Genomic DNA, 19433 nt, shown 5'->3' with positions numbered 1-19433 from the left:
AGTAAACATGGAGGGAACCTATATATTCTGTGCGATACAGAAACCAGTCCAGCCGAGTTTCGGGGAAGTAGTGCTGGATGGGGTTTCAGGACGCACGTATATGATCACACATGATGATATGGCATTTGTGGCTGCACGTGTTCCGCAAAAAATTTATCATCCTAACAAAGATAATCTGATGGCTCATCAGTCCATCCTTTCTTCTGTAATGGAGAAACAGGAGGAAGTAATTCCAGTCAGTTTCGGAAATGTCTTTAAAACGGATGAGGATGCCAAAGTTATATTGAAAAAATTGGAACCGCAATTTATAGAGCTGTTCCCGGAGATTAAGAACAAAGTCGAGCTGGGACTCAAGATTATCGGTAAACAAGAGTGGCTGGAAGAGGAAGTACATAAAGATCCTGCAATTTCCAAGCTTCAATCTATCGTAAGTAAGAAATCCAAGGAAGCAGGGTATTATGATCGCATGAAATTAGGTGAACTTACCCAGCGGTTCTTTACTGACAAGCGGCAGGAGATTGAAAAACAGATCATGCTTCCGCTGCAGAAAATAGCAACAGCTGCAAAATCCAATGACCCTATTAGTGAAAAAATGCTGCTGAACAGTGCGTTTTTGCTGGCAAAGGAAAAAGAAGCGCAGTTCGATGAAGCTGTCAATGAACTCCATGACGAATGGGGAGACAAAGTGGAATTCAAATATTCTGGTCCATGGCCGGCATATAACTTTGTCAATATCAGACTGAAGGTTGAAAAGCCGTCATGATGCCGCTGCTGGTCTCTGGACCAATCAAGTTGCTCGTGAAAATTGGAAAGAAAATCAAGGAAGAAGCGGATAAAGAGTACTTTGATATTTCCGCTATTCAGCAGAAGCTGATACAGCTTCAAATGCTTTACGAATTGGATGAACTATCGGAAGACGCTTATAAAGAGAAGGAAGAAGAGCTGCTTCTCCGTTATGAAGTTGCGAAACAGCGGGAGCTGGACCAATGGGAGGAGCTTGCTTCAGAAGATGAAGAGGACAAGGGGTAGGAATATGGGACAAAATGAAAATTACGTTTACTTATATGGGGTTGTACCTGCTGATGAAATAAAGGAAAAACCTTTTAACACATTTACTGGCATAGACAAGGGGCAGGAAGCATCTGTAAAGATATTCGGGAAACTTGCTGCTATTTATACAGAAGTTGATGCAGAACAATATGAAGGGGAAACATTGGAAAAGCGAATGAAAGAAGACTTGGAGTGGCTGCAGGACAGTGCGATGCATCATCACGAGGCATTGCTTGCTCTGCAAAAGGAATATACGCTGATTCCGATGAAATTCTGTACGATTTACGTTAGTGAGGAAAGCCTGGAACAGAAACTGCTGGAACAGCAAAGTACCGTTTTAGAGATGTTCAACAGAATAGCAGATAGTGAGGAATGGAATCTTAAAATCTACTGTGATGATACCCCGCTACGAGAACATGTCCTGCAACACAATCCCAACATCAAAGAAAAGCTGGAAGAGATTGAAAGCTTGCCTCCTGGACGGCAATTTTTCGCAAAACGGAAAATCGATCAGCTGGTCGATGAAGAACTGGATAAAGAAAAAAATGATTTTTGCGAGCAGGTCCATGCTGAATTGATTGGTATGTCTTCGGAAGATAAAGTGAAAACAAATTGGAGCAGGGACGTAACAGGGAAGGAACTGGAGATGAGCTGGAATAGTGTCTACCTTATTCCTGAGAATAAAGTGGAAGGATTTCTGGATCTTATTCAGCAGAAAAATGAAGAGAATGCCTCTGCAGGGTGGAGATTCGAAGCCACAGGGCCTTGGCCAGCCTATCATTTCGTCTACTGATGGAGGTGCAGGATGAATACACGTGAGACGATTGCCAGAAATAAAGACGTCACTTTGATCGATATCCTTGATGTCATACTTGATAAAGGTGTTGCCATCAAGGGAGATTTAATCATTTCGATTGCCGGAGTCGACTTGGTTTACTTGGATCTGCGCGTATTGATTGCTTCTGTTGAGACACTTGTGCAGAATCACTCGGGCAATACGCGGAGAGACATTTCATCCGAAGCATTCGATAAACAAAAGGAGGAACTTGAATATGGAAGTGCAGCAGCCGAAGAGCGGGCGAATCCATTTAGATCCTGATGATGCAGAGCATGGATTGGCACAATTAGTCATGACAGTGATTGAATTGCTGCGACAGATCGTCGAACGACATGCCATCCGCCGGGTAGAAGGCGGCACACTTACAGATCAGCAGATTGAGGATCTTGGTATGGCACTGATGAATCTGGAATTGAAGATGGAAGAACTGAAGTTGATCTTTAACCTGAAGGATGAAGACTTGAATATTGACCTTGGTCCATTAGGGAATCTCTTACCAGGAAAGAAGTGAAAACATGGCGGAACAACAAGTAGTACAGAGTAACACAAGTAACTTGGTCGATGTATTGGAAAAAGTCTTGGATAAAGGTGTTGTCATAGCCGGAGACATCACTGTAGGGATAGCTGATGTAGAGTTGATTACCATTAAAATACGTTTAATTGTAGCCTCAGTCGACAAAGCGAAGGAAATCGGTTTGGATTGGTGGGAATCCGATCCATATCTGACTTCCAAAGCTGCCGATAATCATACAAAACGGCTGCAGGAAGAGAATGAACAGCTTCAAAGGCGCTTGGAACTGCTGGAACAAAAAATGACAGACTGAGGAGGAACATAAAAATGTTCGAAAATATAAAAGAAAAAGCAGCCAGTAAAGTGGCAGATAAAGCAGCGGACAAAGCTGTAGATAAAGCGGTGGTAAAAGCAGCGGATAAAGTAAAGCAAATAGACAATCCATGGAATCGGACAATTGTTGGCGGATTAGCCGGAGCTTCATTAGGGTTATTGACAAGCCCGAAGGTAACGAAGAAAATAGCTGGTACTTTCCAGTCTGCGAAGACGAAAGTAACGGATAAGGAACTAGGTGAGTCTGCAAAACAAATGAAAAATAAAACCCTTCATTTGGTTCAGGACAAGTTTAAGAAGAACAAAGATACAGAAGAGAACAAGAACGAAGACAAACAGGATGAAAAGAACCAGCATCACAGTGAGCAGCAGGACCAAGACAGCAAGAATCAAAACAACCAGAATCAACAGAAACAAAACAAGCAGGATCAGCAGGACCAAGCGTCTGAGAATCTGCGAAATGAGAATGAGCAACTGAAACAGAAGATTGAAGAGCTGGAGAATAAATTAAACAAGCTTTTGGATGATGATTCATCCAAAAATGATAATTCATCGAGAAATGAAGTTGCAGCTAACAGTCACGGAATTTCAATTGTAAGACAAGATGACGTTACAAAGTAAGAAGGAGGATGAATAATGGCTAAAGATGAGATTTTGTCGTTCTTTGTACAGGCAGCTAATCATCATGATTTTTCCACTGATATCACGTTGCATGTAAACGGCACATTGGTTACAGGGACAATCGTATCAGCTGCATCATATTTTTCCAGTTTGAGAGATAGCATTTCAGAAGAGAATGACGTTGCGAAACAGCTGAAGGAAGCATTGCAGCAAGCCAAAGAGTCAGCAGACAAAAGGCAAGGCGATGTGGAGTATATTCATTTGAAGAATATGGTTGCATATTTGGCTGAAAACAAGACAACACCAAGTGATACGGAGCTTTTATGGCGCGGGAAAATAAGTGAAGTGGATGGATTCTTCCTTGGAAGAATGACAGATCAGGAATAAGTAAACTCCGGCATCAGCTGATGCCGGAGTTTTTTATATAGAGGTATCTGTGCAATAACGTACTATATGCAAGCTGCTGTACTGTTTTATATTCATGTCAGACTACTGAAAAAGGAGAGTCAGCATGAATATCACGTCGTTCTTGATTTATTGCTTTATCGTTACTTTTACACCAGGGCCCACTAATATCGTTATCTTATCAACTGTGAATCAATTCGGAACGAAAAGAGCAATGCACTATACATATGGAGCAACGCTCGCGTTTGGTCTCTTATTGTTCCTATCTGCTATACTGAATTCAATACTTGTTACAGTGTTGCCGAAGATACTAGTTTTCTTGCAGATAATCGGGAGCCTGTACATGATACATCTTGCATATCAAATATATAAGTCGGGCAGTTCAAACAAGAACGGCCAGCTGAACGGCACATTCTTATCTGGTTTCTTAATGCAGTTTTTGAATCCGAAAGTGATTATTTTTACGATGACTGTCATCCCGAGTTTCGTTATGGAATATTATACGCAAAGTTCAGTGATAATGATCTTTGTTGCGGTTATAACAATCATTGGTTTCTTGGCTTTTATTGGATGGGTGCTTTTCGGAACAATTTTTAAGAGATTTTTGCAGAAGCATACGAAAATAGTAAATCTATTCATGTCGGCGTTTTTACTATATGCGGCATGTATGATATGGATTTAATAGGCTAGAGGTGAAAAAATGGAACGTTTCATCTATAAAAAGACAGCAGGTATTACAGCTCTGTCAGCAAGTATGAAAGAATTCACCTACAAAAAGCATTCACACAGAGAGTATGCGCTTGGCGTTACGTTACGCGGTATTCAGAAATTTAACTTGGATGGTCATAATCAGCTCTCCTATCCGAGCGGTGTCATGCTTTTCAATCCAGAACAGACACATGATGGTATGGCGTACGGTGAAAGTAATCTCGAGTATGTCATGCTGTATATAGATCCTGTACTATTATTAGAAACAACAAGGCAGCATGACTTGATTCGATTTGATCAGCCAATTGTATACGATGACATACTTAAGCGAAAGGTCGTGACACTATCGCACGCAATAACAAGCGGACAGGATGAAGCATTTTGCAGTGAACTGCTCGTCTCGCTTGCTGATAGCCTATCTCAAAAAAACGCTGATACAACCTATAGAAGAGACACAGCCTTAATCGGGAAAGCCAAGGACATGATGCATGCAAGTTTACAAGGAGTTCTAAAACTCGATGACATTTGTCTTGAACTGGGAATGTCAAAATATAAGTTTATCAGACTGTTCAAAGCGCATACTGGAAGTTCGCCGTATCAATATTTCCTGAATGGTAAGCTGGAATATGCAAAACAGATAATCGAAAGAAACAGAGATATTTATGCTGCCGTAGCTGCCTGCGGTTTTGTGGATTTGGCACATTTGAATAGGCATTTCAAAGGTGTTTACGGAATTACAGCGTATGAATATATGCTTTATTTAAGATAGTTAGTCAATCAAGGAAAGGCGTTCCTGTACGATCTTTATCAATTCTTCTTGTATAAATGTTTCTCTTAATGTAAGGACCAACTGGTCGTTAACAGCAGAGTCTCCTAAAATGGTGTTTTCATACAACAGATGAATCGTGAGCTGTTCCTTGTTGGTTAATCGGAATAGTGTATACAGCGTATTGTAGCCATCTTGACCAATAAAACGTTCCATAGCCATCTGTCCTGCCATGCTTTTCCACCATGAATAAAAAGTATTCATGCAACTCTCAAAGCTGTCATTATCAAGGAAAAGCAATTGGAAGTTTTCTTTTTGCTGATAGATAGGCAAAGGAGGGTATGTGGTTGAAGTTAATGTTTTGTTCCATATTTTTTTTAATAGTGGTTGTAAAAAAGCTTGCTCTTGCAGTTTCCATGGGTTATTTGGCAGATAGGGGAAGTGATGCTTCTCCTGTTTAGCATAGTTATGTACATATAAGAGGAAATTCAATGCGTCAGACGTTTCTACTGATAGTATACGTTCTTTTTTTTCTTTCATATAAAACACCCCCATAATAATGGAAAAGCCTGCAGACATGCACTGCAGGCTTTTCTGTGTTCACTTTATTTCTTTTCTGCTTTCTTCGCCTGTTTTCTTTCCTTGCGGCGCTGACGTTCTTGCTTGTGATGTTCTTGCAGGCTGAAACGTGTTGTCAATTCGTACACAATCGGTACGATGACGAGTGTCAGCAAGGTAGAACTGATAAGACCACCGATTACGGTGATTCCCAAACCTTTGGAGATAAGGACAGCTCCAGCTCCGCCGCCTTCGAATCCTAAGGCAAGTGGTGCAAGTGCACCGATGGTAGCGATGGCAGTCATCAGGATTGGGCGAAGTCGGGTGACGCCGGCTTCGAGAATAGCTTCCCGAGTCGGAATTCCTTCTTTTTCCTTATGGATGATACGGTCGACCAGCACAATCGCGTTTGTAACAACTATACCGATCAGCATCAGCATACCGATTAGGGAAGACACGCTGATTGTCTCACCACCGATGAGCAATCCTACCAATGCACCAATGACTGTAAACGGCAAGGAGAATAGGATGGCAAATGGTGCCAATGCTCCGCCGAATGTCAATACGAGTACGAAGTAGACAATCGCAATCGCTGCCAAGATCGCAAGACCAAGCTGGCTGAACGATTCATTCATCTGCTCGGATACCCCGCCTTGATCGATGCTCACACCACCAGGCAGATCAAGTTCATCAATCTCTTCTTGCAAGCCAGCAGTGGCAGTTGAAATATCACTGCCTGTGATATCAGCAGAAACAGATCCGTAAAGCTTTTCATCACGTCGCTGTAATGTATTCGGGGATTGACCGTCTTCGATTTCAGCGATCTCATTTAACGGCACTTCTGTTCCAAGTGCTGTTTGAATGGTAGTGTTTTCAAGGCTTTCTTTATCGTCGAAAGATTCATTCGCTACTTGTACATAGACATCCAAGTCATCGCCATCATCATTCTGGATGGTAGCAATTGCTGGCTGGTTGCCGATGTTGGTTAGCTGGGAAGTCACTTGTGCTGCGGTCAAACCTAACTGAGCCAATTCTTCCTGGTTGGCTACAATCGTGTATTTGTCATATTGTTCGGATGCATCAGAGTCGACATTTGTGAAGTTGTCGTCTTTTTCGATCAGATCCATGACTTTCTGGGATGCAGTTTGGATATCTTCGACGTTATCACCGTAGATGTAATACTGCATCGTATTGGTGCCTGTGCCCGTCATATCGATGGTTCCCCACTCGCCCTGATTAGACAAGCCTTGCAAATCTTTGATGACTGCTTCGGATTCACTTTGGATGTCCTCATAATCATCATCATACCCCATGTAGAATAGGGCTGAGTCACCAGTTGAACCGGATAGCGGGTTACCGCCGCTTGAGATTGTATATTGTAATGTCTCCACACCATTGCGATCAAGCAGCATAGACTCTGCTTCCTCGGCAATTTCCTGGATATCTTCCTGAGTCTGACCTGGTTCAGGCGAATACGTAGCAACGACCATATTCTCCCCTGTGCTAGGGATGAAACTGAAGCCGATCGGGCCGATTGGTTTGACAAGGAACAAACTTCCGACAAGCAAAACAATTGCAATGGCGAAGGTGATGATTTTATGTGACAAGCTCCAATTCAAGACTCGCTTGTAGAAATTCGCCAGCTTGCTTGGTTTTTCTTCTTTGTGTATATAATTCTTTGCTTCTTCTGCGCTCGTGCCGCGATCCAAACGTTTGCGGAACAATGTATGTGCCACCATCGGTACAATGGTTACCGCGACCAGCAGGGATGCCAGTAATGAGAATACGACAGCTAACGCAAATGGCAAGAATAATTCACCGATTTGTCCTTCTACCAATCCAAGCGGGAGGAATACGGCCACGGTTACGACTGTGGAGGAAAGGATCGGAATGAACATCTCGCGTGTTGCATCAATGATCAAGTCTTTTCCGCGTAGCTTTTCATCTGCCAATGACATGCGGCGGAAAATATTCTCGACGACGACAATCGAGTCATCGATCACCCGGCCGATGGCTACGGTGATGGCTCCCAATGTCATGATGTTCAAGCTGATATCCATTTCGTAAAGTAAAATCAAACCAATCAAAATCGATAATGGGATCGAGATAATGGAAATGATCGTCGAACGGATATTACGCAGGAACAAAAGAATGATGATAATGGCAAAAATGGCACCAAATACCGCTTTGTTCACCATTGTATGAACGGACTGCTCAATTGGCTCACCTTGGTCTGTTGTTGACGTGATGCTCATACCATCATTATCTTCTTCGAATTGCTGTATTTCTTCTTTGACAGCATTGACGACTTCCACTGTATTGGCATTCGGATCCTTCGTAATATCAATTCCGATAGAATCTTCGCCATTTGTCCGGGAAATCGACTCCACTTCACCGACGACTTCGACTTCCGCCACATCCTGCAGCTGTACAGTCGGAAGTTCAGTCGGAGCTTGGGCTGCCTGCGCAGCTTGTGCTGCTGGATCAGCACCGCCACCGCCGGCTGCAGCCTGACCGCCTTGAGCGGCAGCAGCATCCTGGCCGCCTTGTGCAGCTCCGCCGGTAAGCGGGATTTCCAAGTTACGCAAATCATCGATATCGATAATATTTCCATCGACAGCAACGTTTTTCTCGGTATCACCGAATTGATACAAACCGAGCGGATAAGAGTCACTGCTGCTTTGAATGATTTGACCGACTGTGTCTTGTGTCAGACCATTTTCGGCAAGTGCATCTTCATCATATGTGATTTGTACTTCGTCCAGCTGCTGTCCGGAAATCCCGACTGAAGCAACACCTTCGATGCCTTCCAGAGCCGGCTGAAGGTCGGTTTCGACAGTCTGTGTCAGTTCTTCGATTGACTGACCACTGTTGGAAGCACTCAGTGTGATGACTGGGAAGGAGTTCAAATTGATTTGCGCTGCTTCCGGTTCTTCTGCATCATCTGGGAGTTGTACGTTTGCAAGTGCTTCTTTTACTTCTGTTTCCGCGTCATCCAAGTTTTTGGAATAGGCATACTCCAATTGGATCGTTGAAGCATTCTGCATGGATGTGGAGCTTATATTCTCTACACCATCCAAGCTCTGCACTGCCTGTTCGAGCGGTTCTGTCACATTTTCCATAACTTCTTCTGGCGGAGCGCCAGGATATGTAGTCGTTACGGTGAGGACGGGCACACTGATATCTGGAAGAGTCTCCAGTTTCATATTGGTACCGGCGTAAATACCGGTCACTACTACCATGATGGTCAGCAGCCATACGGCAACTTTATTCTTCAATGAAAAGTTGATAAACTTTCTCACGGTCCAGCTCCTTTTTTATTCATTTGACCGACTGGTCATTATTCCTCTATACTATAGGCAACAACCACACAATGCAACAATTATATCAAGGCTGTAAGGAAGTTCAATAGCTTTTAAAACGATTTATCAAACGTTTCATATATTATTCACAGTCTTTTAACACACCTATGACCGACCGGTCAGTCGAAAGGGAAGGCATCATGCAGGAGAAAAAAATCACGATAATCGAACGAGCGACAGAGATCATTGCCAAAAAGGGCTATCATGCTGCGAGCATCCAGGAAATTGCTGAAGCGAGCAAACTTTCCAAAGGAGCATTTTATCTTTATTTCAAATCGAAGGACGAGCTGATGGCTGAAATCGTTCGGTATCATTTTGGTCAGATATCGGCTGAAATCGAAAAAGTCGATCAGCAGCAATTGGACAAGCGGGAGAAAGCAAAGCTTCGCCTGGCTACCATGATGCGGGAATTCATCAAGCGCGGGAATTTCTTCATTATGCAGCGTCATGATATCGATTCGGATATCGGCAAAGAGATGGAACTGTTCTTTCTTGATGAAATGGAAAGAGGCAGAAGGAAAACAGAGCACGACCTGCTGGATTTGTATGGAGAAGAAAGCAGGCCATATTTGAAGGACTTGCGGATGATACAAGAAGGCATATTGTTTCAATTCATGGCGGATGTGCTTCTTCATGGACTTATTCTTGATATGAATAAGACTGCCGCGTACATTCTGGAGCGGATGGATGATATAGTCACAGGTCTTTTAAAGCGAAAAGCCGAACCGCTCGTGACGGAAGCCACCCCGATTTCAGCATCGATTTTTGAAAGGGAGCTGAAGGAAAGGGAAGTGCTGCAGGTACTGGATCGCATTCAAGTTGTCATCCTTTCACTGGATCTGGATGAACAGGATGTGAAAGAACTGCAAGGCGTGGTGGAACTGCTGCAAGAAGAGATACGGAAAAAGGAACCGAAAAAGCTGCTTATCCAAGGGCTGGCCGCTAACTTCAAAGCTATCGGGGAAATTGATGACTTGCATCAGGAGTTGGCGAGACTGCTGGAAATAAAGGTTTTGTAAAGCAAAGCTGGGTGCAGGTATGCATGCCGGCTTTTTGTATTTAAACAAGTTTCCGCAATGATACGGCAAAACAATAGCAGGAAATGTAACCGCTTACACAGTATATTGGAAGTAAGAAACCAAGGGGGTTAAAAAATGAGAATCTTACTTGTGTGTGCCGCTGGAATGTCGACTAGTCTGCTTGTCTCCAAAATGGAAAAGACAGCAGCAGCAGAATCAAAGAACTATCAAATACAAGCTGTATCAGCTGATCAGGCAAAAAAACATATCGAACAGGCTGATGTCCTTTTGCTTGGACCGCAAGTGCGCTATATGCTGCCGCAAATGAAAAAACTCGGGGAAGAACGCGGTATACCGGTCGAAGTGATCAACAGCGTCGATTATGGTACTGGCAATGGAAAAAATGTGCTGCATCATGCTGAGACGCTATTTGCGAAGAAGGGGTGAAGAGCATGAGCCGTTTCAATGATTTTCTCGAAATGAAAGTGATGCCGTTTGCTGGGAAAGTTGCAGCACAGCGGCATCTGGTAGCATTGCGTGATGGTATCATCCTTACGATGCCTTTGATCATTGTTGGTTCTCTGTTCCTCATACTTGCAAACTTGCCGATCCCTGGGTACGCCGATTTCATGGCTGGTATTTTCGGAGAGTCATGGAGTGTGAAGCTGCAATACCCGGTTAATGTAACGTTCGATATGATGGCGATATTCGCGTGCTTCGGTATTGCTTACCGGTTAGCACAGGCCTATGAATCAGATGGTGTCGATCCTTTGTCTGCCGGAGCGATTGCTTTATCTGCATTCATGCTTGCAACACCTTTTAGTCCTTTCGAAGTTGAGGGTGCAGCTGCCAATTTCGTGCCATTATCTCTATTAGGTAGCGGTGGCTTGTTCGTCGGAATGCTTGTGGCAATGTTTGCAACCGAGGTGTATCGCTTAATCGTCAAACGAAATATCGTCATCCGGATGCCGGACGGTGTACCTCCTGCCGTCTCTCGGTCATTCATTGCCCTGATTCCAGGGTTTGCAGTAATCATTCTTGTATGGCTCATTCGGTTGCTTGTGGAAGCCACGCCTTTTGGTGATATCCACAATTTGATTTCAACAGTGATTGGGTCACCGCTTACGCTTGTTGGTTCATCTTTCATTGGAAGTTTCGTAGCAGAATTGATGATTGTGCTGTTATGGGTTTGCGGACTGCACGGTGCCAATATCGTAGGAGGGATCATGGCCCCGATTTGGCTGAAAGCGACTGCAGAAAACGCAACAGCATTCGCTGCTGGTACGGAGCTGCCGCATATTTTCACCCAGCAATTTTTTGACGTATTCATTCATGTCGGGGGTTCAGGTGCGACTTTGGCATTGGTACTTATCATGATTTGGCGAGCAAAGCTGAAACAAAATAAACAGCTGAGCAGGCTGGCAACCGGTCCTGCATTCTTCAATATCAATGAACCAATCGTATTTGGTCTGCCAATCGTACTAAATCCGCTCATGATCATACCATTCATCACAATCCCGCTTGTCATGGTAGTTACAACGTACATCGGAATGAGCACAGGGTTGGTAGCGAAACCGGCTGGAATAGTAGTTCCATGGACGATGCCGCCATTCATTTCAGGATATTTAGCAACAGGAGGAAAGATATCCGGAGCGGTGATGCAGCTGATAAACTTGTCTATCTCAATGGCTATTTATTATCCATTCTTCCGCATGCTGGAGAGGAACCAAATGAAAGAAGAAGAAGCAAGACAACAGGAATTGGCAGCATCACAGGATGGATCGGATCCGGTCAGCAGCTGAAAAGGGGGAGCGATATGAATTTGGAGGAAAAAGCATTTCAATTGATATTGCATGGCGGTGACGGCCGGAGTTATGCGATGGAAGCGATGGTGCTTGCCAGGCAGCATGCATTCGAGGAAGCTAAACGGAAGATCCAATCCAGTAAGGAAGCAATCAATCAGGCGCATCATATCCAGACAGAGTTGATCACAGCAGAGGCGGGCGGGAAGCAGTCGACGCTTAGTCTGTTGATGGTGCATGCGCAGGATCATTTGATGAATGCCATGACGGTGCGGGAATTGGCGGAGGAAATCATTCATTTGCATGAGGAGCTGGCACGGCAAGCGGCAACATACGGGTCGGCATAAAGTGAAGGGCGGTCATTTGATCGCCTTTTTGGCATAGGTATGTAGGATAAGGGGTGAAGCTGGATGCTGCAACCAAGGCTATTGGAATTGCTGACGTATTTATCTTCTGAATCACGTACGCTGACTGCTGAGGAATTGGCTGGGAAGCTGGCTGTATCAGAAAGGACGATTCGTTCCGACATCAAGCTGCTGCAGCAGGAACTGCCGGTAAATGATGCAAAAATAGAAGCGATTCGGGGCCAAGGTTATCGGTTGATTGTCATGGATGAAAAGTTCTTTCAGCAATATTTACAAGATATGATCCGAGTGAAGCAGGAGCGCCTGTACACAAGGGTGGAAACCCCGGCGGAAAGGGTGAATCATCTTTTGCAGCTGCTTCTTTTGGCAGATGGATTCATCAAGATGGAAGAGTTGGCGCAGTCTTGTTTTGTCAGCTTCCCGACAGTGCAAAATGATTTGAAGCATGTCCGGAAGCTTTTGAAGGAATCAGGGCTGGAACTTGAGAAAAGACCGAAATATGGGCTTCGAATTGCGGGGACAGAGACGGAAAAAAGATATTTTTTGGCGTCTTTTTTTGCGAAGCAGACAGGTTGGCAAAAAACATATGGTTTGCCAGATTCCATCATCTCGGAAGCGGAGATCAATCAAGTGGATACGATTGTGCATGAATTTATCACAAAGAACCAGATGATGCTCTCGGATGTGGCTGTGCAGAACTTGGTTACACATATCGCAATCGCCTGCAAACGCATCAGGGACCAGCAATATATCGAGCTTGCGCCTGATGCGATGCTGGACATCATCCAGCAGCCTGCCTTCCGGGAGGCAGCTCAGCTTACTGCCAAACTCGAAGCGGAGCTCCATTTATTTTTTCCGCAAGTAGAGGTGGCGTATATGACGATTCATCTTATGGGAACGGATCATGCATCAAAATTGGAAGGTCAGATGGGCATGGGCGATCTGGCCGCAGCAATCGTGGCCGCGATATACGAGAACACAAAGCTGGACCTGCGGGGGGATGAAGAACTGCTCAAAGGACTGAGTATCCATCTGAAGCCAGCTGTTCATCGCCATTTATACGGCATGAACGTACGCAATCCGCTGCTTGAAGATATCAAACAGCATTATCCGCTTGCTTTTGAAGCTGCTGTCATCGGAGCATATGCAGTGGAAAAAGAAATCGGAGTCCAGTTGGCTGAGGAAGAAATCGGTTATCTGGCTTTGCATATCGGAGCTGCTCTGGAAAGAAGCAGAAAAAACGGGCGCAAAATCAGGTGTTTGCTCGTGTGTGCATCGGGAGCAGGCAGTGCACAGCTGCTTCGATATAAGCTGCAATCCCTTTTTCCGGACAAGTTGGACATCATCGATACAATCGAATATTATCGCCTGCTTCATAAAAAAGATTGGGAAGCCGACTTGATAATAAGCACGATACCAATCGAAGCGGATGTCACATCGCTGCCTGTCATCCATGTGCCTGTCATATTGGATAAGGGTGCGATTGCGAAGCTGGAAGCTTTTTTGCAGATGGATCAGGATCTGCGCTATATTCGTCCTGCTTATGTTTTCTTGCAGCAGGATTTTGTCAGCAAAGAAGATGTGCTGTCGTTTATGACTGACAGATTGGAGGCAGACGGAAAGGTAGGAGTGGATTTCCTGGCGGCAGTGCATGAGCGGGAGTCGATGGCGCCGACATGTTTTGGGAATGAAGTGGCTGTACCGCATCCAATCGAAGCAAGCGTGGAAGAAACATTATGGGTCATCTGCACATTGAGAAATCCAATCGATTGGTCTGGCAAGCAGGTGAGGTTTGTATGCTTATTATGTATCGAGAAAGAAAGTGATGAAGATTTTACCGATATGTATCAGCAGCTTGTCCGTATCATCGAGGAACCGAAGCATGTGCATAAGCTATTGGAAGCACAGTCGTACGATGACTTTCATCACACGCTTTTATCGATATGAAAAACAGCTGCCTCCAATATGGGCAGCTGTTTCAGTTAGCAGAAGGCTCAACCTTGCCGCTTTGGCGGGCGAGCTTCATGTTGGCGCGTTTAGCCATTTTGTATGCATCGTATATATTATAGATCCAAAAAATGAAGTATGTGAATAGACCGACCACAAACCACATCAGAAACAGATTGATTATATTGACTGCGACGAATATCGTGCCCTTCAAGTTCTGTTGATTATAAAACTGACCTAAGCCAGCGAATAGAAAGCTTAAGATAGCCGCAATCAGCGGTGTACGCTTGAATTCCATTTTTTCACCTCATCTGTTTAATACTGTACCAGTTTTCATTATTGTATACAATTCCGATCCAGGATTTCTTATGATGTTTTATGAAACCCTTTTCACGGTATGGACGTAAGGATATAATAATAGAAAAAAGCGAGGCGAATGTGATGGATGAACAGCTGCAAGTAAAAGAAACGATATTGCAATTGGAAAAATCATTGCTGGCAGACGAGACAAGATTATCGGCGGATTTGCTGACCGATGACTTTCTTGGACATGGCTCATCAGGGCGATCATCCAGCAAAGCAGACGTCGTTACGAATGGTTGGGATACTGCCGGCTTGGATATAAGGGAATTCGACATACGGATTCTGTCGGAGGACACCGTGCTGGCTACATTCCGGACAGCTGATGCGGCATCAGGACAAGAGCAGCTGCGAAGCTCGGTCTGGCGTTATCAGCCTGGCGGTTGGCGTATGCTGTTCCATCAGGGCACACCAGCAGGATAATGAAACAGGCGGCTGCATGAAGCAGGCCGCCTGTCTGGTTGATTTTCCATCAAAACGGAGGTTATGGGGCAGGATCGTTATTTGCCGGTATCTTTCCATGTAAAGGTGACAGCAGATTGGGATGGGATTGTATATTGTAAATACTGATTTCCATCAGCAAGCTGGAAGGTTTGTGCGCTTTTACGCGTATTAGCGGCTAAAAGTATGATTTCTTCTGCCTCTTCATCATAAAAGGCGACCGTTGAAAGCTGCGGCAGGTCGGTGCTTGCGATGCGGACTGCTTCCGGCTGGACGAACTTGCTCAAATGGCCAAGTGCATAATATTCCACATTTTTGGTGACATCTCCGGTTTGACTATCCACTGTGATGACACCACGGCAATTATTGCAGCCGCCATTTGTCGGTCCGCCTGATTCGTCCAATGCCAAATTCCATAACAGGACTGTTTTGGCATAATGTTTTGTTGCGCCGATGATCACTTGGTCCATCAGCCAACTCAAATTATCGCCAAAATCCTCTCCCCAAGCTCCGCCGCTGCACTCCGTAAAGTAGATGCCTTTTTCAGGGTGATCGAGCTGTAGGTTATCAGCTGCTTCAGGATTACCAGCATAACAGTGAAAAGCAGTTCCTGCTGTATAATCGTAAGCGCCCTCAAGGACGGTCTCTGCGTATTCGCTGCTATTTTCCCAGTTGTGGTCATAACCAAGGATGGACGTTTGCAAGCCTGCTTCACGCATTTTGGGCCCCAAAAAGTTCTGGATGAAATATTGCTGCTCTTGTGCACTCATCGTCATACTCGGATAAGCTGCTGTCGCGAACAGCGGCTCGTTTTGCACGGATAGCAAATCGATTTCCAATCCTTCGCTTTGGTAAGCTTGCAGATAACGTACGAAATAATCGGCATAAATCTTATACGTGCGTTCATCTGTATAATCCAGATACGAGCCATTCCACGTATGCTCCCCATACTTAAGCCATGGTGGTGCCGTCCAAGGCGTCCCCATCAACCCAAGCTTGGGATTATTTTCTTTCGTCTGTTTCAGCATATTGATCACTGTTTGATCAGGAGCTGTTGAAAAATGCTGCAGCGGATCTTCCGCTGGTCCTTCTTGGTCTGCATATGTATAACTGCGGGGATTGCCAAAGTCGTCCACACTGTAATCCGATGCTCCAATCGTGTGCCGCAGATAAGATAGGTGGATACCGGATTTGGTGAACAGGTCCTGAAATAGTGCCTCGCGTGCCTGATCTGTCAATTCATGCTGAAGCAAATAAGCAGACGAGCCAGTCATTGCGGCTCCGAAGCCTTCCATTTCCTGATATGCTGTTTGCTTATCGATATAAATGGTCGGGATATCCTGCTTTTGATCATAGAATGGTGTGCTGGTCTGCTTGTCGAGAAGCTGCTGTCCATCCCCGGTCGTCAGCCAGCTGTCTGCAGCAAAGGGGGCTGCCTCGAATCGGTCAAGGACTAGGAATGTGCATAGTGTAATCAGGAGCAGGGCAGCAATCCTGTGCATAGTTTACCTCCTTACAAAAACATCCTGCAGGAAATCTGCAGGATGTTTTTATGATGTTATGGCAGTGTTACAGTTCCTTGTAATCTGATATCTTCGGACGAGCTGCCAACATAAACATGTACTTTGCCAGATGGCATGACCCACTCTTCTTTATCTTCATCATAATAAGAGAATGCTTTTGGATCGAGCTTGATCTTGACGGATGTCTGCTTACCAGGCGCAAGCTCGACTTTTTCAAATCCGGCTAACTGCTTTTCGGGTGTTTCCACGCTTTTGGCAGGAAGTTTCCCTGCATATACCTGGACGACTTCTGCACCTTTTGTATCTCCGGTGTTGCGGAGATTCAGCTTCACTTCCATGCTTGTCTCATCTTTTCTATGCTTCACTTTTGTATGCAGATTACGATAGTTGAAGTCGGTGTAAGACAGACCGTAACCGAATGGATAAGCTGCATCCAGGTTTTGCTTATCATAACCGCGATAGCCGACAAATATACCTTCAGCATAATCATTCACACCATTCGTTCCAGGGAATTGCGCTTCAGTGTTGATCGGTGTACTGTCTTCATCGACAGGGAATGTCACGGGAAGCTTGCCGGATGGGTTGACGTCTCCGAAGAGGACATCGGCAATCGCATTACCTTGTTCCTGACCTGGGTACCATGCTTGGACGATTGCTTTCACGTCTTTTTGCCAGTCTCCCATTTCGATGGCAATGCCGCTTTCATTCACGACTATCGTATTTGGATTCACTTTTGAGACTTCTTTGATCAGCTGCTGCTGATTGTTCGGCAGTTCCATATCGGAACGTTCGGTGTAGCCTTCGCTGTCATACGTACGCGTCACGATGACTGCTTTGTCTGCTTTCTTGGCAGCTTTGACAGCTTCTTGAATCTGTTCATCGACGGCGCCTTTGGCTGGTTCCCAGCCGAAGCGGACTTGTCCGCCGTAATCACGGCCATCGCCAGTTTCATAATCGGATTTGTATTCGATTTCGACAGCATGCCGCTCGCCTTTTTTCAATTTGACTTCGGCAGATTTTGTACCAAGTTCTTCGCCTTTATTATCGACGATCAGCTTATCATCCAAATATAGTTTACTTGTGCCGTAGCTTGTCGTGGATAATTTGTACGTGCCGTCTTTAGGAGCTTCGATGTAACCTGTCCAGCGGGCGGACATCATGCTGTTCAAGTCTCCCGGCAGTCTGTCTAGTTTCGGCGATTGTGCATTCAGACCATCATAGTTGTAGAATCCAAGATTCACATTGACTTGACGATCTGTACTTTCATGTACGGGGTTTCCTTCGAAATTCTTATTCGACCAATATTCTGCTTTCAATCCGTTTTCCGCAGCATCTTCTGTTGGGTGAAGCAGGGAAGATGGAACTGCGTCCGGTCCTGACATCACATCACCAGCGCTGATTGGATCGGTACCAGCGGTATAACTGACATCTGTATTTTTCCCGGCATGGTTTTTGATACCATCAAGCGGGCTGACAGTATAGGTCGGGTTGACCAATGAGCTGCCGCCGCCAGCTGCGGATGCATTATCGGCATCAGGTCCGATCACAGCGATTGAATCTGCATCATCCTGGATTGGAAGTGCATCTTTTTTGTTTTTCAGCAATACCATGCTTTCGGCGGCGATTTCACGTGCCGTCTGGCCATGGGCAGCTGTATCGATTTGCTGATTTTGAGTCGGGTATTCGAAAAGTCCTTTATCAAACATCTGGTATAGCAGGCGTGACGCGCTTTGGTTGATTGTTTCTACGCTCACTTGTCCATCTTTCACGGCTTGCAGGAGCTTGTCGCCCCACTGGCCGTCCGGTTCGCCTGGTGTTTCCAGGTCCAGTCCGGCATTGATGGAATCAGCTGTCGTTCTGTTGGCGCCATAGTCACTCATGACAAACCCTTTGAAATCGAGCTGATCACGAAGCAAACCTGTCAGCAAATCCTCATTATCGCAGGCATATACACTGTTCACTTCATTGAAAGCACACATCACGCTGCTCAAATCAGCATCTTCAATGGCTGCTTCGAATGGTCGTGCGTAAATTTCGTGAATGGCACGCTCGCTAGCTTGCGAGTCATTCGTGAAACGAAGTGTTTCTTGGTTGTTCAGCAAATAGTGCTTGGCTGTTACCATGACGTTATTGTCTTGGACAGCGTTTATGTAGGAAGCGGCCATTTTGGATTGCAATAATGGATCTTCTCCCAAAGATTCAAAGTTTCGGGAACCGAATGCATTCCTGGCGATATCAAGACCAGGTCCAAGCAATACATTATGTGTTGTATTGAATGCTTCGTTGCCTAGTATGTTACCGTAAGAAGCGGCTGCTTCTGTATCCCATGTTGCGGCAAGGGCAATCGGTGCCGGCATGGCGGTCGATTGTTTATTCTGGATATCCGGATTGGCAATCCGGACACCTGCAGGGCCATCTGCCATCTTCAGTTCAGGAATGCCGTATTGCTCCATTCCTTCGTTATAGTAACCATAATAATTATTCAGATTTCCTGTAATAAGCTTAATTTTGTCTTCCAGTGACATAGCCTCCACCAGCAGATTGGCACGTTTGGCGGGGGACAGTTCCTTATTCAGCCAAGGCTTGTCTGTTTCTTCGGCGAAAGCCTGGTAAGGGGAAATGATGAGTCCCATTAGTAATACTGCGATAAATCCAATGATCGGAAAGCGTGTGAGCTTCGTCAAATATTTTCACTCCTTCGTTAACTTCTAGAGACGTGGCGGCGTCTGTTGCTTGTTTAATGCTACGGAAACAGCGGCAGGAAAGGAATAGACGAAACTGTTTGTTTCTCAGTCGGCATTTTTTCAGCCTAATACACTAACAA

Annotated in this window: 21 protein-coding genes; 16 read left to right on the top strand and 5 right to left on the bottom strand. The window is 45.0% G+C overall.

From position 1 onward, the window contains the following. Positions 1-7 precede the first annotated feature (7 nt). From SFC66_RS01515 to SFC66_RS01470, 10 genes are all read left to right on the top strand, one after another. Positions 8-763 (top strand): GvpL/GvpF family gas vesicle protein, encoded by a 756-nt coding sequence (locus tag SFC66_RS01515; RefSeq protein WP_411216943.1) that lies wholly within the window; start codon positions 8-10, stop codon positions 761-763. Beyond that, the gene (locus tag SFC66_RS01510; RefSeq protein ID WP_411216942.1) at positions 760-1029 is read left to right on the top strand and encodes a gas vesicle protein GvpG; all 270 of its coding nucleotides are present in this window, start codon (positions 760-762) and stop codon (positions 1027-1029) included. The genes SFC66_RS01515 and SFC66_RS01510 overlap by 4 nt, the downstream gene beginning before the upstream one ends. A gap of 4 nt (positions 1030-1033) precedes the next feature. Next, positions 1034-1843 carry a GvpL/GvpF family gas vesicle protein gene (locus tag SFC66_RS01505; RefSeq protein ID WP_411216941.1) on the top strand — a complete coding sequence of 270 codons (810 nt, stop codon included), beginning with the start codon at positions 1034-1036 and terminating at the stop codon, positions 1841-1843. A gap of 12 nt (positions 1844-1855) precedes the next feature. Next, positions 1856-2149, top strand: coding sequence for a gas vesicle protein (locus tag SFC66_RS01500; RefSeq protein WP_411216940.1), 294 nt, complete (start codon positions 1856-1858; stop codon positions 2147-2149). Next, a complete protein-coding gene (locus SFC66_RS01495) occupies positions 2103-2399 on the top strand; it encodes a gas vesicle protein K (RefSeq protein WP_411216939.1) in 297 nt (98 codons plus the stop codon). Before SFC66_RS01500 ends, SFC66_RS01495 begins: the two co-directional genes overlap by 47 nt. A gap of 4 nt (positions 2400-2403) precedes the next feature. Next, a complete protein-coding gene (locus tag SFC66_RS01490; protein ID WP_411216938.1) occupies positions 2404-2712 on the top strand; it encodes a gas vesicle protein in 309 nt (102 codons plus the stop codon). A 14-nt stretch (positions 2713-2726) separates the two neighbouring features. Beyond that, positions 2727-3353 (top strand): hypothetical protein, encoded by a 627-nt coding sequence (locus SFC66_RS01485; protein WP_411216937.1) that lies wholly within the window; start codon positions 2727-2729, stop codon positions 3351-3353. 15 nt (positions 3354-3368) lie between these two features. Continuing rightward, on the top strand, positions 3369-3740 hold the full coding sequence (gvpU, locus tag SFC66_RS01480; protein WP_411216936.1) for a gas vesicle accessory protein GvpU: 372 nt from the start codon (positions 3369-3371) through the stop codon (positions 3738-3740). A gap of 124 nt (positions 3741-3864) precedes the next feature. After that, positions 3865-4440: a LysE family translocator gene (locus SFC66_RS01475; RefSeq protein WP_411216935.1), complete on the top strand. Its 576-nt coding sequence runs from the start codon at positions 3865-3867 to the stop codon at positions 4438-4440. 18 nt (positions 4441-4458) lie between these two features. Continuing rightward, positions 4459-5235, top strand: a complete 777-nt coding sequence (locus SFC66_RS01470) for a helix-turn-helix domain-containing protein (protein ID WP_411216934.1) — start codon at positions 4459-4461, stop codon at positions 5233-5235. Here the strand turns inward: SFC66_RS01470 and SFC66_RS01465 are convergent, their stop codons facing one another. Together SFC66_RS01465 and SFC66_RS01460 are read right to left on the bottom strand one after the other, a co-directional pair. Then, complete coding sequence (locus SFC66_RS01465; protein ID WP_411216933.1) at positions 5236-5772, bottom strand: hypothetical protein; 537 nt, start codon at positions 5770-5772, stop codon at positions 5236-5238. It lies immediately after the preceding gene. Between the two features lie 65 nt (positions 5773-5837). Continuing rightward, positions 5838-9092 (bottom strand): efflux RND transporter permease subunit, encoded by a 3255-nt coding sequence (locus SFC66_RS01460; RefSeq protein WP_411216932.1) that lies wholly within the window; start codon positions 9090-9092, stop codon positions 5838-5840. 200 nt (positions 9093-9292) lie between these two features. On the opposite strand from SFC66_RS01460, the gene SFC66_RS01455 reads away from it, so the two are divergent. The 5 genes from SFC66_RS01455 (at position 9293) to SFC66_RS01435 (ending at position 14285) form a co-directional block, all read left to right on the top strand. After that, entirely contained in the window at positions 9293-10171 is an 879-nt protein-coding gene (locus SFC66_RS01455) for a TetR/AcrR family transcriptional regulator (protein WP_411216931.1), read from the top strand. 135 nt (positions 10172-10306) lie between these two features. Then, positions 10307-10618: a PTS sugar transporter subunit IIB gene (locus tag SFC66_RS01450; protein WP_411216930.1), complete on the top strand. Its 312-nt coding sequence runs from the start codon at positions 10307-10309 to the stop codon at positions 10616-10618. A gap of 5 nt (positions 10619-10623) precedes the next feature. Beyond that, the gene (celB, locus tag SFC66_RS01445; protein WP_411216929.1) at positions 10624-11973 is read left to right on the top strand and encodes a PTS cellobiose transporter subunit IIC; all 1350 of its coding nucleotides are present in this window, start codon (positions 10624-10626) and stop codon (positions 11971-11973) included. A gap of 14 nt (positions 11974-11987) precedes the next feature. Beyond that, positions 11988-12320, top strand: coding sequence for a PTS lactose/cellobiose transporter subunit IIA (locus SFC66_RS01440; protein ID WP_411216928.1), 333 nt, complete (start codon positions 11988-11990; stop codon positions 12318-12320). A gap of 63 nt (positions 12321-12383) precedes the next feature. Further along, on the top strand, positions 12384-14285 hold the full coding sequence (locus SFC66_RS01435) for a BglG family transcription antiterminator (RefSeq protein WP_411216927.1): 1902 nt from the start codon (positions 12384-12386) through the stop codon (positions 14283-14285). A gap of 31 nt (positions 14286-14316) precedes the next feature. Here SFC66_RS01435 and SFC66_RS01430 read toward each other — a convergent pair whose 3' ends face one another. Next, on the bottom strand, positions 14317-14583 hold the full coding sequence (locus SFC66_RS01430; protein WP_411216926.1) for a DUF5683 domain-containing protein: 267 nt from the start codon (positions 14581-14583) through the stop codon (positions 14317-14319). Positions 14584-14726: 143 nt separating this feature from the next. Between SFC66_RS01430 and SFC66_RS01425 the strand changes: the two genes are divergently transcribed. Continuing rightward, entirely contained in the window at positions 14727-15068 is a 342-nt protein-coding gene (locus SFC66_RS01425; protein WP_411216925.1) for a DUF4440 domain-containing protein, read from the top strand. Between the two features lie 77 nt (positions 15069-15145). On the opposite strand, the gene SFC66_RS01420 is transcribed toward SFC66_RS01425, so the two are convergent. Both SFC66_RS01420 and SFC66_RS01415 read right to left on the bottom strand, forming a co-directional pair. Next, entirely contained in the window at positions 15146-16588 is a 1443-nt protein-coding gene (locus SFC66_RS01420) for a glycoside hydrolase family 30 protein (RefSeq protein ID WP_411216924.1), read from the bottom strand. 56 nt (positions 16589-16644) lie between these two features. Then, entirely contained in the window at positions 16645-19293 is a 2649-nt protein-coding gene (locus tag SFC66_RS01415) for a glycoside hydrolase family 3 C-terminal domain-containing protein (RefSeq protein ID WP_411216923.1), read from the bottom strand. Positions 19294-19433: the final 140 nt, after the last annotated feature.

Source organism: Terribacillus saccharophilus, from assembly GCF_046592895.1.
Taxonomy (GTDB): Bacteria; Bacillota; Bacilli; order Bacillales; family Amphibacillaceae; genus Terribacillus; species Terribacillus saccharophilus_D.
Note: the sequence above shows the minus strand (reverse complement) of the source record. Positions and strands in the feature narration are given on the sequence as shown.